Source organism: Pseudoroseicyclus aestuarii (assembly GCF_003217255.1).
GTDB lineage: Bacteria > Pseudomonadota > Alphaproteobacteria > Rhodobacterales > Rhodobacteraceae > Pseudoroseicyclus > Pseudoroseicyclus aestuarii.
The window spans coordinates 342146-357706 of sequence record NZ_QJTE01000002.1 but is presented as its reverse complement, the minus strand read 5'-3'; the positions used below and the strand labels follow the sequence as shown (position 1 = coordinate 357706).

Genomic DNA, 15561 nt, shown 5'->3' with positions numbered 1-15561 from the left:
CCTGTGCGTCACCCTAGGGTGATGCGCTTCTTTTGCCTCGAGAATTCCCAAGATAGGTTTAACGGGCGCGGCCTTTCTCGTCGCCCGGGGCGCCGCCGTCAGGATCGCTTCTCGAGGCCCGGGCGCGTGGAGGCGACGCGCGCCTGCCGCCCGGCGCTGTCGTAGCTGGAGAATCCCGATTGGGCGCGGCGTATCTCCTGCAGGCGGCGGGCGCCGTCGCGAAGGCCCTCCATCGCCGCGGTCATGATCGCGCCGTTGCGCCCCGCCGCCCTGCGGATCTCGGCCAGGCGGCGCGGGGTCAGGCCCGCCTCCGGCTGCGCGCCAAGCGTTTCGGCCAGCCTCGCCTTCAACGGCGCGATTCGGTCGAGCGCCTCCCAGTCCGCGGAGAGGAGCGCGCGCCTCTCCCGCTCGAGCAGCGCGAGGGCACGATCAGTCGCGTCCATCCCGCGCCTCCAGCATGCTGTTGAAGAGCGATTCGGCCAGGCCGATGCCGCCGGCCGCGACGATGCGCCCGGCCTGCGCCTCGGTCAGAAAGGAGGCGAACTGGTCCTCGCCCACGCCGCCGCCGAAGCTGTCGGGCGTCTTGCCCAGGCCGGCCGTCTTCAGCATCTCAGCCAGGAACAGCGTCTCGAGACCCTCTGCCGCGGCGCGCATCGCGGCCCTGTCGGTGACCCCGGTGCCGCCAGCCGGCGTCGCCGCCGGTGGCTGCCCTGCCGCGCCTGGCATCGGGCCGAAGCCCGTCACGTAATCCGCCATGACCCTCTCCTTGCTGATCGGGGGCAGACTCTCCGCTCGCGGTAAATATTCAGTAAGCCTCGTGGTGCAGAAGACAGAGCATGACCCAGCTTCCGATTCTCGCCACTGCGACCACAGCAGCACCTCTTCGCAAGGGCGCGGCGAACGCCGGGATCCCAGCCATCGCGCCGGTAGAGGCGCCGGGCCTTCGTGGCGGGACGCGCGGAGATAGCGATGGCGGTGCCCTCTTCGGGATGTTGATGGCCGACCAAGGCACCGGCACCGAAGGCCCCTCCATCGCGGCGGACGGCTCGACCCCGGAGGGCGAGCAGGCCGAGACCGCCGGTGACCGGCCTTCAGAGGCGCCGGCCGAGGTCGCGGAGTCCCTGCCGCGGCCGGAAGGGGCGGACCCTCTGCCGCGGCACCCGCTTCTGCGGCACGACGGGCAGGGTGACGCCCTGCCGCCCCGCGACCGGGCAGGGGCAGCGCGCGCCGTCACAGCGCACCCCGTCGAGGATGCCGTCACAGCCGCGCGCCGGAGCCCGAGCCTGAACCCGATCCACGCCGCAGAGGGAGCCGGCAGGGTACAAAGCGATGCGTCTCCTACGCTCGCCGGGCCCGCATCCACAGGCGATCCTGTGGCCGCCCCGCGGCCCGTGGACCCGGCCGCGGCGGGCTCCGGCACGATGCCGGGCGCAGTCGCCGCGGCAGAGGGAGCCGTCCAGGCACGGTTCGACACCAAGACGCCGCTGCACGGCATGGACGGGTCCGACACTGGCCCCCGGGGCGTTCCGGCGCCCCCGCCGGGCCCCACATCCGCCCAGGGGCGCAGCACCCAAGCCGGGCGCGAGGGTGGAGGAGCGGCCACGCCCGCCGCGCTGATGACAGAGTCAGGAGAGGACGCCGGTCGGGCTGGTTCCCCCGGCGCGGCCTCGGCCGAGTCGGGCAAGCCGCCGCGCCCCCTTGCCGCCGCGCAGCAAATCGGCCCGGGCCAGCCCACGGGCACGCGCGCCGCAAAGGACAGGCCGACGCCGCAACAGGCGACGGCCGGGACGCCCATGCCCGGCACTCATTCCGCGCGCCCGGTCGAGGCCGGCGCCGAAGCGCCGCGCCCCGCGGCGTCGCAGGCGGGCGCCGCGGGTGAGACGACACCTGGCACCAGCGCCCCCGAGAGGCGGGGTGCAGAGGGCCGCACCGCGCGGCGACAGGCCCCGACGACGGCAGAGGCGGCGCTTCTGATGCGATCCACGGCGGCCTCTCCCGCAGTGGCGCAGCCAAGCCTCGCGGCCGCGAAGGCCGAAGGCTTCCGCAATGCCGTCCTGCCCGAAGCCACGGCCCTGCCCGATCCCGCGGCCGAGCCCTTGGAGGCCGGACTCCTCCGGCCCGAGACGGCCGGGATGCCGCGCGTCGATATCGCGCAGGCCCCGCGGCCCGAGGCACGGCCCCTTGCGCAGCAACTCTCTGCCGCGCTGCCCCAGCCGGAGGGAACCCCGACCGAAATCGCCCTCGACCCCGAGGAGCTGGGGCGCGTTCGCATGAGCCTCGTGACCACCGGCGACAGCCTCACACTGGTCATGCAGGCCGAGCGGCCGGAGACCGCGGACCTGATGCGCCGCCACGCGGCCGAGCTTGCCGCCGAGCTGCGTGACCTCGGCTTCGGCCAGGTCGATCTTAGTTTCGGCGGCAGCGCGCGGGACAGGCCCGACCGGGGCGATGGCCCGACCCCGGACAGTGCCCGGCCAGCCGGCGAGGCGCCTGAAGGCCGGACCGCGCAGCATCCGGCAGGGGCGACCTCGCCGCCCCCGGGCCGTGGCGCCGCCACCGGCCTCGACCTTCGACTATAGGAGCGACTGCATGACCGATATCGCGACAACCAGCCCGCTCGCCCCGGCGGGGCGCGCACCCGCCCCCGGCGCAGCCACGGCAAAGGGCAGCAGCACCTCGGCGCTCAGCTCGGATTTCGAGACCTTCCTGAAGATGCTGACGACGCAGATGCAGAACCAGGACCCGCTACAGCCGATGGAGTCGGCGGAGTTCTCGGTTCAGCTTGCCACCTTCTCGGGGGTGGAGCAGCAGGTGCAGACGAACGATCTGCTGCGGCAGATGACCTCGGCCATCGGGGCCGGCGGTCTGGCCGAGATGGCGGCCCTTGTCGGCCGTGAAGTGCGGGCCGCGGTGCCGGCGCAGTTCGACGGAAGCCCCGTCGCGCTGACCTTTACCCCCCGCGCCGAGGCGGAGCGGACGGAGCTTGTCGTTCGCGACAGCACCGGCGCCGAGGTCCAGCGCCGGCTTCTGCCGCGGGGCGAGAGCACGGTTACCTGGACCGGCACAGGGGCCGACGGCACGGCCATGCCGCGGGGCCTCTACAGCTTCGAGGTGGTCAGCCAGGCCGGTGAGACGGTGATCGACACCCAGGTGCCGCGCCTCTACGCCCGCGTCGACGAGGTGCAATCCACCCCTGCCGGCACGGTGCTGATCCTCGCCGGGGGCACCGCCGTGTCGCAGGAGGAGGTGGATGCCCTGAGGGCGCCGGCCCTATAGCCTAGAGCGAGGCCGCCGCGAGGATCACCAGCGCCGAGAGGGCCGCGCCGCCGCCGGCCCAGACCAGCGGATGCAGCGGGCGGCGGGATGGCGGCGGCGTGGGCTGGCTCTGCGCCACCAGCACCGCCTCGGCCAGGGCCGGCAGGCGCGGGCCGAAGCGGGACAGCACCCGCGCGGCCTGCACCAGGTCCTGCGCCACGGCGCGCGGGCCGATGCTGTCGCGGATATAGCCTTCGACCGTCGGACGCGCCGCGTCCCAGATGTTGATATGCGGGTCCAGCGTCCGTGCCACGCCTTCGACGACGACCATGGTGCGTTGCAACAGGATCAGCTCGGTCCGCGTCTCCATGCCGAAGCGTTCCGTCACCTCGAAGAGGTAGTTCAGCAGCCGCCCCATGGAGATGCGGCTGGCCTCCATGCCGAAGATCGGCTCGCCCACCGCGCGCAGGGCGCTGGCGAATTCGTCGACATCGCGGTCCGCGGGGACGTAGCCTGCTTCGAAATGCACCTCGGCCACGCGCTTGTAGTCGCGCCGGATGAAGCCGAAGATGATCTCGGCATAGACCCGGCGCGTATAGTGATCGATCCGCCCCATGATCCCGAAATCATAGGCGATCAGCGTGCCGTCCGGGCCGATCTTCAGATTGCCTTGGTGCATGTCGCCGTGGAAGAAGCCGTCGCGCAGCGCGTGGCTGAGGAACAGCTGCAGCACCCGCTCGCCCAGCAGCCTGCGGTCGTGCCCCGCGGCCTCGATCGCCTCGACATCTGCGGCACCCAGACCCGTGACCCAGCCCAGCGTCATCACCCGCTTCCCGCTGAGGTGCCAGAGCACCGGCGGCACGGCAAAGCCCGCGTCCTTCGCGGTATTGGCGGCGAACTCCGCCGCCGCAGCCGCCTCGAGCCGCAGGTCCAGCTCGCCCAGCACGGTCTGCTCGAAATGCGCGATCACATCCGTCGGCCGCAGCCGGCGCGAGAAGGGGGCCAGCCGCTCGATCATCCGGGCAGCAAGGCGGAAGGCGTCGATATCGCGGCGGAAGGCCCGCTCGATCCCCGGGCGCAGGACCTTGACCGCGACCTCCTCGCCGGTGGCGGCGAGGCGCGCGTGGTGGACCTGCGCGATCGAGGCGGCGGCGACGGGGTCGGAGAACTCGGAAAAGACCGCATCGACCTTCTGGCCCAGCTCGTATTCGACCGCGGCCTTCGCCTCGTCCATGCCGAAGGGCGGCAGGCGGTCCTGCAGCACCCGAAGCTGTGTCGCGATCTCGATGCCGACGACATCGGGGCGGGTCGAGAGGATCTGACCGAACTTGATATAGGCCGGGCCAAGGGCGGTGATCGCCCGCGTCACCGGCGGCATGTTCGGGTCGCCCTCGTAGCCCAGCCAGCGGAAGGGCTTGCCCAGCAGCCGCGCGGCCGTGCGCAAGAGCGGCGGCGCGTCGAAAGCGTCGAGCACGACGCCCATGGCGCCGGTCCGCTCGAAGGTCGCGCCGGTGCGGATCAGCCGCAGGAAGTTGTGGGGTCCTCGCAAGGCTAGAGCTTCCAGCCGGAATGCAGCGCCGCGATACCCATGCTCAGGTTGCGATAGCGCGCATTGTCGAAGCCGGCGGCGCGGATCATCTGCAGGAAGGTCTCTTGGTCCGGGAAGCGGCGGATCGATTCGACGAGGTACTGGTAGCTGTCGCGGTCGCCCGCGATCGCCTGCCCCATGCGCGGGATCACATTGAAGGAATACAGATCGTAGGCCTTCTGCATCATCGGGTTCGGGAGCTGGCTGAACTCCAGCACCATCAGCCGCCCGCCAGGTTTCAGCACGCGAAAGGCCTCGCGCAGGGCCTCTTCGGGGCGGGTGACGTTCCGGATGCCGAAGCTGATCGTGTAGACGTCGAAGCTGGCATCCTCGAAGGGCAGCGCCATGGCGTCGCCCACGACCCAGTCGAGGCTGCCCTCCATCTTCTCGGCCTCGGCGCGGGTGCGCCCGGCGATCAGCATATCCTCGGTCAGGTCGCAGACGGTGGCATGGCCATGGCCCGCGCGCCCGAGAAAGCGGAAGGCGATGTCGCCGGTGCCGCCCGCGACGTCCAGCAGGCGCTGGCCGGGCCGGGGCGCGAGCCAGTCCATCATCGCGTCCTTCCACAGCCGGTGCACGCCCCCCGACATCACGTCGTTCATCAGGTCGTAGCGGCTGGCGACCGAGGTGAAGACGCCGCGCACGCGGCCCGCCTTCTCGTCTTCGGGCACCTCGGAAAAGCCGAAATGGGTGGTGCGCTGCGTCTGGTCGGTCATGCTCTTGCCTCTCTGGCCTTCGCTCCTTCATATGGGGCGCTCCCCCCATAGGAAAGGCGCCGATGCCCGAATTGCCAGAGGTCGAGACGGTTCGTCGCGGGCTTTTGCCGGCGATGGAGGGGCGGCGCATCCTTGCCGCGCAGGTCAACCGGCCGGATCTGCGCTGGCCCCTGCCCAAGCGGATGGCAGAGCGGCTGGAGGGGCAGGAGGTCACGGCGCTGCGGCGGCGCTCCAAATACATCCTGGCAGAGCTGTCGGGGGGCGAGACGCTGATCGTCCACCTTGGCATGTCGGGGCGGATGCTGGTCTCGGGCGCGGCGCTGGGGCAGTTCCATTTCGACCACCCCGCGCCGGAAAAGCACGATCACGTCGTGCTCGACATGGAGGGCGGCGCGCGCGTCACCTTCAACGACGCGCGGCGCTTCGGCGCGATGGATCTGGCGCCGACGGCGGAGGTCGAGGATCACTGGCTGCTCAAGGCGCTTGGGCCGGAGCCCTTCGGCAACGCGTTCAACGAGGCCTATCTGATCGGGCGCCTCAAGGGGCGGGCCACGCCGATCAAGACGGCGCTGCTGGACCAGACGGTGGTCGCGGGCCTTGGCAATATCTACGTCTGTGAAATCCTGCACCGGGCCGGCATCGACCCGCGCCGCAAGGCGGGCCGCATCTCGGCGCAGCGGCTGACCACCCTCGTGCCGATCACGCGCATGGTGCTTGAGGAGGCGATAGAGGCCGGCGGATCCTCGCTTCGCGATCATCGCCAAGCCAGCGGGGAACTGGGCTATTTCCAGCACACTTTCCGCGTCTATGGCCGAGAAGGGGCGCCCTGCCCCCATTGTGCGACCCCCATCCGGCGGATCGTGCAGTCCGGCAGGTCGAGCTTCTATTGCCCGACCTGCCAGCGTTAGGGATCAGATCCAGTAATACGGCGCGCCGTAGTGGGCGTAGGTCGCCTCTTCCCACTTGCGGTCATCGTACCAGCCGTCGCGCCGCTCGGGCGCGCCTTCGATCTGCTCGCGCGTGATGTCGGTGCGGTAGCCGGCAAGACCGGGGTCGTAGTCGAGCTTGGCCCAGGGGATCGGGTAGTAATCCTCGCCGAGGCCCATGAAGCCGCCGAAGCCCATCATCGCATAGGTGATGCGGCCGGTCTTCTTGTCGATCAGCAGGTGGTCGATATGGCCGATGCTGCCGCCCTCGACGCCGTAGACCTCGGTCCCGTTGACCCGGTCGGACGAGATGACGGCGCTGTTCGTCTGCGCTGTGTCAGGCATGTGATCCTCCATCGGATGACCTGTGCCCGATAAACGCCCCCTTCAGCCCGCCCGTTCCGCGGTGGCAGGCCCGGCCGGGGCGGGCCGGCCCTTTTCCGCCCGGCCGATCTGCACGGCAAGGATGCCGGCGGCGACCACGGCCACCCCGACGAGGTCCCAGCCGCGCAGGGATTCGCCCAGCAGCACCGCGGCGATCAGCACGCCGAAGACCGGGTTGAGGAAGTGGAAGGTGGCGGCCCGGGTGGCGCCGATCCTGCCCACGAGGACGAACCAGATCAGCGTCGCCAGCACGCCCGAGACGAGGACCGAGTAGGCGAAGGCGAAGATCAGCCCGCCGCTCCAGACCGTCGTATGGTCCTCGAACAGGGCGAAGGGCACCAGCGCGGCGCCGCCGACCAGCATCTGCAGGCCCACGACCATGGTGACATTCCCGCCCGAGGCCGCGCCCCGCAGCGAGAGGGTCGCCACCGTCAGCGCCAGCACCGCGATCACGCAGAGCGCCAGGGCGCCCAGCGCCGTCTCGCCGCCGCCCAGCCGCGCGCCCATGATCAGCGTGACGCCGGCCAGCCCCGCCAGAAGCCCGCCAAGGGTCAGCGGACGCAGCCTGTCCCCGAGGAACAACCGCCCCGCCGCCGCCACCAGCAGCGGCATGCAGGAGGCGATGATGGCCGCGAGGGAGGCCTCGATCCAGGCCATCGCGATCCAGTTGAGGCCCAGGTAGATGGCGTTCTGGCAGATGCCGAAGATCACCGTGGCGCGCCACTGGGCAGGCGTCAGCCGCGCGGTCTGCCCCATCGCCAGCGCCAGCGCGACGCAGATCGCGCCCGAACAGGCAAAGCGCAGGACCAGCGCCGTCATCGGCGGCGCCTGCTCGACGACGATATGGGCGAAGGTGAAGGAGGACGACCAGACCAGCGCAAAGAGCAGGCCCAGAAGGATCGCACGCAGGCCCATTCAGGCCCCCCCGTGGCTGTCCCGCCCCCAGAAAGGCGGGCGGGCGCCGCAGCGCCCGTCCTGAAGACTAGACCGATCCGGGCGACACGCGCCCGGTCCGGGATGAAAAGCCGGCCTCAGCCGTTGACGCTGTCCTTCAGCGCCTTGGCGATGGTGACCTTCACCACCTTGTCGGCGTCCTTCTTGATCTGCTCGCCCGTGGCGGGGTTGCGGACCATACGCTCGGGACGCTCGCGGCAGTAGACCTTGCCGACGCCGGGGATGGTCACGGCGCCGCCGCCGGCGACCTCCTTGGTGATGATCTCGCTCAGCGCGTCGAGAGCCGCACCTGCGGACTTCTTGTCGCTTTCGGTCGCATCGGCCAGAGCGGCAACGAGCTGAGTCTTGGTCATCGGTTTGGTGGCCATGGTCCACGGTCTCCTTCATTCACGCCAGGCGCGCGGGGCATCAATTCTCCGCGCGTCTGCGCGGTTATGACGACAAGACCGACACCGATTTCGCTATCAGTGCAAGGGGAAATGCCGCCCATTGGCAGGGTGCCGCCACTGGATCACAGAAATGCGGTCTCCTCGAAGCTCCGCAGCTTGCGACTGTGCAGCCGCTCGAGCGGCATCTCGCGCAGGCTCTCCATCGCCCTGATCCCGATCATCAGGTGCCGCGCCACCTGCGTCTTGTAGAAGTCCGAGGCCATGCCCGGAAGCTTCAGCTCGCCATGCAGCGGCTTGTCCGAGACGCACAGAAGCGTGCCGTAGGGCACCCGGAAGCGGAAGCCGTTCGCCGCGATGGTGCCGCTTTCCATGTCGAGGCCGACGGCCCGCGACTGGCTCAGGCGCTGCACCGGGCCGGACTGGTCGCGCAACTCCCAGTTGCGGTCGTCGATCGTGGCGACGGTGCCTGTGCGCATGATCCGCTTGAGGTCATAGCCTTGGAATTCAGTGACATCGGCCACGGCCTGCTCCAGCGCGACCTGGATCTCGGCCAGCGGCGGGATCGGCACCCAGAGCGGCAGGTCGTCATCCAGAACGTGATCCTCGCGCAGGTAGCTGTGCGCGAGGACAAAGTCCCCCAGACGCTGCGAATTGCGCAGCCCCGCGCAGTGACCGACCATCAGCCAGGCATGCGGGCGCAGCACCGCGATGTGGTCCGTCGCCGTCTTCGCATTCGAGGGGCCGACGCCGATGTTGACCAGCGTGATCCCCTGCCCGCCCTCGCGCGTCAGGTGATAGGTCGGCATCTGCGGCATCTTCGGCGGCACCGGCACCGGCGCCTCGGGATCGGTAATGACCACGTTGCCGGGCGCGACGAAGCTGTCGTAGCCGCTGTCCGGATCGGCCAGCATCTTGCGGGCAAAGGCCTCGAATTCTTCGATGTAGAACTGGTAGTTCGTGAACAACACGTGGTTCTGGAAGTGATCGGGCGCCGTCGCTGTATAATGCGCAAGCCGCGCCAGCGAATAATCGATCCGCTGCGCGGTGAAGGGCGCCAGCGGGGTCGACCCGTCGGGATAGGTGAAGCCGTTGCCGTTCACGATGTCGTCGTTCATCGTCGACAGATCCGGCACGTCGAAGATGTCGCGCAGGTGGAACTCGGTCGATCCCTCCTGCGGCACCGACAGCGCGGCATCGTTGGCGACGGCGAAATGCACCGGCATCGGCGTCTCCGAGGCGCCGATCACCACCGGCACGCCGTGGTTCTGGATCAGAAGCCGCATCTGCTGGCGCAGGTAGTTGGCGAAAAGCCGCGGGCGGGTGACGGTCGTGGAATAGCTGCCGGGGCTGGCGACATGGCCAAAGCTCAGGCGGCTGTCGGCCAGCTGGAAGGTCGCGGTGGAAAAGCGGATCTCGGGGTAGAAGGCGCGGAACCGCGCGCCCTGCTGCCCGTCGCGCAGCGTCTCGACGAAATTCTTCGACAGGAACTCCGTCGCGATGTCGTAAAGCTCGATCAGCCGCTCCATCGCGGCAGCCTCGTCGGTAAAGGCCTCGGGCGCGGGAACGGAAGGGGTCAGCAGGTTCAGGCTACCATCAATCTTGGTCATCTCAGTCCTCGAATAGCGGAACGATCTCGAAGCGGGTGACGTCCACCAGCCCGAGATCGGAAATGCGAAGCTCGGGGATCACCACGAGCGCGAGCAGCGAATGCTGCATGTAGGCGTTGTTCAGGGTGCAGCCGCAGGCCTGCATGGCGCGGCCCATCGCCTCGGCATCGGCGGCGACCTCGGCCGCGGGCGCATCCGACATCAGCCCGGCGATCGGCAGGCGGACAAGCGCGATCTCGGCCCCGTCCTTCCAGACAGTGATACCGCCGCCGACCTCGCCCAGCCGGTTCGCGGCGGCGGCCATCATTGCCCGGTCGGTGCCGACGACGATCATGTGGTGGCTGTCATGTGCCACGGTGCTGGCCATGGCCATGCCCGGCCCGTAACCGAAGCCCGAGACGAAGCCGTTGGTCACGCCGCCGGTGCCGCGGTGCCGTTCTACCAGCGCGATCTGCGCCGTCTCGCCGCCCTCGACGATCCCGCCGCGGACCGGCAGGCTCTGCACCAGCGCCTTGGTCGGGGCCTGGTTCTCGACCACGCCGATGACTCGGGCGCGCACCTCGGCGGCCCCCTCCGGCGCGGCGATCTCGAAGTCGCTCTCCTCCAGCACCTTGCCCAGCCTCACCGTCGCCCGCGCGCTCTCGGGCCAGTCGTAATGCGGGCAGGTGACAGCCAGACGACCGCCCTCAGCCACCGTGACACCGCGGGCGATCACATGCTCGATCGGCAGCTCGGTCAGCGACGAGGTCAGGATCACGTCCGCCCGCCGCCCCGGCGCGATGGAGCCCAGCTCGCGCTCCATGCCGAAATGGGTGGCGGTGTTGATCGTCGCCATCTGCAGCGCGACCAGCGGATCGCAGCCGCAGGCCACGGCATGGCGCAGCACGCGGTCCATGTGCCCCTCGTTCACCAGCGTGCCGGAATGGCAGTCGTCGGTGCACAGGACGAAGTTCCGCGGATCGAGGCCCTTCTCGGTCACCGCGGTGATCTGGCTCTCGACGTCGTACCAGGCGCTGCCCAGCCGCAGCATGGAGCGCATGCCCTGCCGCACCCGGTCGATGGCATCGGACTCGCGCGTGCCCTCGTGATCGTCCGCCGCGCCGCCGGCGGCATAGGCGTGGAAGGCCAGCCCCCGGTCCGGCGAGGCATAGTGCCCGCCCACCGTCTTGCCGGCGCGCATGGTCCCGGCCATCTCGGCCAGCATCTGCGCATCGCCCGCCGCGACGCCGGGAAAGTTCATCATCTCGCCAAGGCCGACGATGCCGGGCCAGGCCATCGCCTCTTCGACATCCTCGGCGCTGATCTCGTGCCCCGTGGTCTCGAGACCGGGGGCCGAGGGCGCGCAGGAGGGCATCTGGGTAAAGATGTTGACGGGCTGCATCAGCGCCTCGTCATGCATCATCCGCACGCCCTCCAGCCCTAGCACATTGGCGATCTCGTGCGGGTCGGTGAACATCGTGGTTGTGCCATGCGGGATCACGGCGGCCGCGAATTCCGCCGGCGTCAGCATGCCGCTCTCGATATGCATGTGGGCGTCGATCAGTCCGGGGATCAGGAACCGCCCCTCGGCCTCGATCACCCGCGTGCCCTCGCCGATGCAATGCCCGGCATCGGGGCCGACATAGGCGAACCGCCCCTCGGCGATCGCCACCTGCCAGCCCTCCAGCACCTCCCGGCTCTGGACGTTGACCAGCCGGCCGCCGCGGATCACCAGGTCTGCGGGCGCCCGGCCCGCGGCCACGGCGACAAGGGTGGGGGCGCAATCGGCCCAGCTTTTCGGGGAGGAGGTGGTATGTTCCATTTCCAAATCTGACACCAAGCCCCCTGCCTTCGCAACCCCCGCGCGGCCCGTTCTTCTCTTTGCAAATATCCTGCGGGGGTCCGGGGGTGCAAAACCCCCGGTTCCGCGGCTTCGGTCCGCGCGGCGAATCCCCGATGACGCCGCGGCTGGCCCGTGATAGGCGCGAGGGATGGCTGATATCCCCTCCAAGGACGCGATCCTCCGTTGGATCTCGGACAATCCCGCCCTGACCGCCAAGCGCGACATCGCGAAGGCCTTCGGCATCAAGGGCGCGCAGCGCATCGACCTCAAGCGCGTGCTCAAGGAGCTCGAGGATCAGGGCCACCTGGAAAGGCGCCGCCGCAGCTACCGCGACCCCGAAAAGCTGCCGCCCGTCTCGATCCTGCAGGTTCAGGCACCCGATGCGGAGGGTGATCTCTTCGCCCGCCCGCTGGAATGGCAGGGCGAGGGGGCGGAGCCGCGCGTCCTGCTGCTGCCGCGCGACAGCGACGGCGCCCTTGGCGCGGGCGACCGCATCCTCGCGCGGCTGACCGAGACGCCGGGCGAGGATCAGCACTACACCGCCCGACTGATCCGCAAGATCGGCGTGAACCCCCTGCGCATCCTCGGCCTTTTCCGCCAAGGCGCCGAGGGCGGGCGGATCCTGCCGATCGACAAGGGCAGCGACAAGGAATGGATCGTCCCCGCAGGGGCCGAGCACGGCGCCAAGGACGGAGAGCTGGTCGAGGCCGAGGCCGCGGGTCCCCGCGCCCGCATGGGCCTGCCGAAAGCACGTGTCACCTCGCGCCTTGGCGATCCCGGCGCGCCGCGCGCGGTCAGCCTGATCGCCATTCACCAGCACGGCATCCCCGACCACTTCCCCGACGCGGTTCTGGCCGAGGCGGATGCCGCCAAGCCCGCGGGTCTCAAGGGGCGCGAGGATCTGCGCGAGCTGCCGCTGGTCACCATCGACCCGGCCGATGCCCGCGATCACGACGACGCCGTCCTCGCCCAGCCCGATCCCGATCCCTCGAACGAAGGCGGCTTCATCCTCTGGGTCGCGATCGCCGATGTCGCCCATTACGTCACGCCCGGCAGCCAGCTGGACCGCGAGGCGAAGAAGCGCGGCAATTCCACCTACTTCCCCGACCGTGTCGTGCCGATGCTGCCCGACCACCTCTCGGGGGACCTCTGCTCCCTGCACGAGGGCGTGGCCCGCCCGGTGCTGGCCCTGCGCATGCGGATCGACCGCCACGGCCAGAAGCTGAGCCACGACTTCCACCGCGCGCTGATCCGCTCCGCCGCCTCGCTGACCTACGAAGAGGCGCAGGCCGCCGCCGAGGGCAATCCGAGCGACCGCGCCGGCCCGCTGCTCGATCCGGTGATCCGCCCGCTCTTCGACGCCTATGCCGCGCTGAAATCCGCGCGCGAGGCGCGGCAGCCGCTGGACCTCGACCTGCCCGAGCGGCGGATCATCCTGAACGATGCCGGTGAGGTGACCTCCGTCGCCTACCGTGACCGGATGGATGCGCACCGGCTGGTCGAGGAGTTCATGGTGCTGGCCAATGTCTGCGCCGCCGAGACCTTGATCGCGAAGAAGACGCCGCTGCTCTTTCGCGTGCACGAAGAGCCCGATCCCGACCGCCTCGACGCGCTGCGCGAGGTGGCCGAGGCCTCGGGCCTGACGCTGGCCAAGGGGCAGGTGCTGCGCACCGCGCATCTCAACCGCCTGCTGGGCCAGGCCGCCGGGACCGATCAGGCCGAGCTGATCAACATGTCCACCCTGCGCTCGATGACGCAGGCCTATTACGCGCCCGAGAACTTCGGCCACTTCGGCCTCGCGCTGCGGAACTACGCGCATTTCACCTCGCCGATCCGGCGCTATGCCGACCTGATCGTGCACCGGGCGCTGATCGCCGCGCACCGCTGGGGCAAGGACGGGCTGCAGCCCGAGGAGATCGAGGCACTGGCCGATACCGCCAAGCAGATCTCCGACACCGAGCGGCGCTCGATGGTGGCAGAGCGGGACACCACCGACCGCTACCTCGCCGCCTACCTCAAGGACCGCGTCGGCAGCACCTTCGAGGGCCGGATCAGCGGCATCGCCAAGTTCGGCGTCTTCGTGAAGCTGGACGACAGCGGCGCCGATGCGCTGGTCCCGATCCGCTCGCTGGGGAACGAATACTTCCACTACGACCGCGCCGCGCAGACGCTGATGGGGGCCGACAGCGGCACCACCCTCTCCGCCGGCCAGCGCGCGCTGGTGCGGCTGGAAGAGGCGGCGCCGATCTCTGGCGGCCTCGTGGCCGAGATGATCGAGCTCGACGGGCAGGAGATGGCCACAGGCCCTTCCCGACGCCCGGGCCGTCCGGTGCAGCGCAAGGCGGGCCAGGCCAAGAAGAAGGCCGCCAAGGCGGCCAAGAAGGCGGCGCGCCCCGGCAGCCCCAAGGGGCCCAAGCGCTCTGTCTCGCGGCGGCGCAAATAACCACGCCGCCGCGCCGCGCGCTGTTCCCCCCCGCCCCGGGCCCGGCTACACTGCCGCAAAATCCATAAAGGGGAGGCCCGAGCAGTGACCATCGCCCGCACCACATCCATCAAGAAGACCGCCGCCCGCGGGCTTGGCGCCGTCCTTGCGCTGTCGCTTCTGGCGGCCTGCGGCGGCGCCCAGCCGACCAGCGCGCTGCGCCCGCCCGAAAGGCCCGATCCCGCCATGCAGCCTGTCCCCAATGCCGCCTACGACGCCTGGGTCGCGAACTTCCGCCCCCGCGCCACGGCGGCGGGCATCGCACCCGGCGTCTTCGACGCGGCCTTCGCCAGCACCGGCTTCCTGCCCGGCGTGATCGAGAGCGACCGCGACCAGCCCGAGTTCCGGCGCACGCTGGGCCAGTATCTGGCCGGCGCCGTCACGGACACCCGCATCAACACCGGTCGCGCCATGCTCGCCCGCTATGACGGCGTGCTCGACCAGATCGAGGCGCGCTACGGCGTCGACCGCGAGGTTGTCGTGGCGATCTGGGGACTGGAAAGCAGCTACGGCGACCGCCGCGGCAACATTCCGACCGTCTCGGCCCTCAGCACCCTCGCCTTCGAGGGGCGGCGCGGCGCCTTCATGGAAGAGCAGCTGATCGCCGCGCTGCGGATCATCCAGAACGGCGACGTGGACGCGCAGCACATGCTGGGCAGCTGGGCCGGCGCGATGGGTCACACCCAGTTCATCCCGACCAGCTATCTCGCCTATGCCGCCGACTTCAACGGCGACGGCAAGCGCGACATCTGGTCCGACGATCCCACCGATTCGCTGGCCTCCACCGCGCGCTACCTCGCCAACGCGGGCTGGACGCGCGGCCAGCTTTGGGGGGTCGAGGTTTCGGCCCCCGGCGTTGCCGCCAGCGACACGCGGCGCAGCGTCGCCGACTGGCAGGCCGCCGGCGTGCGTGCCGCGCGCGGCAGCATCCCCGACCACGGCCCGGCGCGGCTGATCCGGCCCGAAGGCGCTGATGGCCCTGCCTTCCTCGCCTTTGGCAACTGGTCCTCGATCGCGCGCTACAACAACGCCGCCTCCTACGTGATCGCGGTGGGGCATCTGTCGGACCGGCTGAAGGGCGGCGCGCCCTTCGCCACGCCGATGGCCGGCTACCACCAGCTGACCGAGGCGCAGCGCAAGGACCTGCAGCGGGGCCTCGCCCGCGCCGGCTTCTACGACGGCGAGATCGACGGCCTTCTGGGCGCCGGCAGCACCACGGCGATCCGTGCCTACCAGCAGGCCGCCGGCCTGCCGGTCGACGGCTTCCCGTCAGAGGCGCTGCTGGCCCGCCTGCGCTAGGCCTTGACGCGGCGCGTCCTGCGGGCAAGTCTTGCCGCATGACGCGCCGCACCTCCCTCACGACCTATTGGAACGCCCCCTTCTAGGGTGGCGGCGCATTTCCCATGTCCGCCGCAGGGCGGCATGGACTCCGGCCTGC

The 15561-nt window shown here is 70.2% G+C and carries 14 protein-coding genes; 5 read left to right on the top strand and 9 right to left on the bottom strand.

Features of this window, described 5'->3' with window-relative positions; genetic code table 11:
* Window positions 1-98: 98 nt before the first annotated feature.
* On the bottom strand, window positions 99-443 hold the full coding sequence (locus DFP88_RS06510) for a flagellar biosynthesis protein FlgN (RefSeq protein WP_110813649.1): 345 nt from the start codon (window positions 441-443) through the stop codon (window positions 99-101).
* Window positions 430-756, bottom strand: coding sequence for a rod-binding protein (locus DFP88_RS06505; protein ID WP_110813648.1), 327 nt, complete (start codon window positions 754-756; stop codon window positions 430-432). Before DFP88_RS06505 ends, DFP88_RS06510 begins: the two co-directional genes overlap by 14 nt.
* 80 nt (window positions 757-836) lie before the next feature.
* On the opposite strand from DFP88_RS06505, the gene DFP88_RS06500 reads away from it, so the two are divergent.
* Together DFP88_RS06500 and DFP88_RS06495 are read left to right on the top strand one after the other, a co-directional pair.
* Window positions 837-2579: a flagellar hook-length control protein FliK gene (locus tag DFP88_RS06500; protein WP_110813647.1), complete on the top strand. Its 1743-nt coding sequence runs from the start codon at window positions 837-839 to the stop codon at window positions 2577-2579.
* Window positions 2580-2589: 10 nt separating this feature from the next.
* Window positions 2590-3276: a flagellar hook capping FlgD N-terminal domain-containing protein gene (locus DFP88_RS06495; RefSeq protein WP_110813646.1), complete on the top strand. Its 687-nt coding sequence runs from the start codon at window positions 2590-2592 to the stop codon at window positions 3274-3276.
* A 1-nt stretch (window position 3277) separates the two neighbouring features.
* Here DFP88_RS06495 and ubiB read toward each other — a convergent pair whose 3' ends face one another.
* Window positions 3278-4804 carry a 2-polyprenylphenol 6-hydroxylase gene (ubiB, locus tag DFP88_RS06490; protein ID WP_110813645.1) on the bottom strand — a complete coding sequence of 509 codons (1527 nt, stop codon included), beginning with the start codon at window positions 4802-4804 and terminating at the stop codon, window positions 3278-3280.
* Window positions 4805-4806: 2 nt separating this feature from the next.
* A complete protein-coding gene (gene ubiE, locus DFP88_RS06485; protein WP_110813644.1) occupies window positions 4807-5559 on the bottom strand; it encodes a bifunctional demethylmenaquinone methyltransferase/2-methoxy-6-polyprenyl-1,4-benzoquinol methylase UbiE in 753 nt (250 codons plus the stop codon).
* A 62-nt stretch (window positions 5560-5621) separates the two neighbouring features.
* Between ubiE and mutM the strand changes: the two genes are divergently transcribed.
* The gene (mutM, locus tag DFP88_RS06480; RefSeq protein WP_110813643.1) at window positions 5622-6467 is read left to right on the top strand and encodes a bifunctional DNA-formamidopyrimidine glycosylase/DNA-(apurinic or apyrimidinic site) lyase; all 846 of its coding nucleotides are present in this window, start codon (window positions 5622-5624) and stop codon (window positions 6465-6467) included.
* A gap of 3 nt (window positions 6468-6470) precedes the next feature.
* Here mutM and DFP88_RS06475 read toward each other — a convergent pair whose 3' ends face one another.
* The 5 genes from DFP88_RS06475 to DFP88_RS06455 form a co-directional block, all read right to left on the bottom strand.
* Window positions 6471-6830 carry a PRC-barrel domain-containing protein gene (locus DFP88_RS06475; RefSeq protein ID WP_110814166.1) on the bottom strand — a complete coding sequence of 120 codons (360 nt, stop codon included), beginning with the start codon at window positions 6828-6830 and terminating at the stop codon, window positions 6471-6473.
* Window positions 6831-6872: 42 nt separating this feature from the next.
* On the bottom strand, window positions 6873-7784 hold the full coding sequence (locus DFP88_RS06470; protein ID WP_110813642.1) for a DMT family transporter: 912 nt from the start codon (window positions 7782-7784) through the stop codon (window positions 6873-6875).
* Between the two features lie 116 nt (window positions 7785-7900).
* The gene (locus DFP88_RS06465; RefSeq protein ID WP_110813641.1) at window positions 7901-8191 is read right to left on the bottom strand and encodes an HU family DNA-binding protein; all 291 of its coding nucleotides are present in this window, start codon (window positions 8189-8191) and stop codon (window positions 7901-7903) included.
* 143 nt (window positions 8192-8334) lie between these two features.
* A complete protein-coding gene (locus DFP88_RS06460) occupies window positions 8335-9819 on the bottom strand; it encodes an AMP nucleosidase (RefSeq protein WP_110813640.1) in 1485 nt (494 codons plus the stop codon).
* A 1-nt stretch (window position 9820) separates the two neighbouring features.
* Window positions 9821-11620 (bottom strand): adenine deaminase, encoded by a 1800-nt coding sequence (locus tag DFP88_RS06455; protein WP_110813639.1) that lies wholly within the window; start codon window positions 11618-11620, stop codon window positions 9821-9823.
* Between the two features lie 169 nt (window positions 11621-11789).
* Between DFP88_RS06455 and rnr the strand changes: the two genes are divergently transcribed.
* Both rnr and DFP88_RS06445 read left to right on the top strand, forming a co-directional pair.
* Window positions 11790-14084, top strand: coding sequence for a ribonuclease R (gene rnr / locus DFP88_RS06450; RefSeq protein WP_110813638.1), 2295 nt, complete (start codon window positions 11790-11792; stop codon window positions 14082-14084).
* A 108-nt stretch (window positions 14085-14192) separates the two neighbouring features.
* The gene (locus DFP88_RS06445) at window positions 14193-15422 is read left to right on the top strand and encodes a lytic murein transglycosylase (RefSeq protein ID WP_425450820.1); all 1230 of its coding nucleotides are present in this window, start codon (window positions 14193-14195) and stop codon (window positions 15420-15422) included.
* Window positions 15423-15561: the final 139 nt, after the last annotated feature.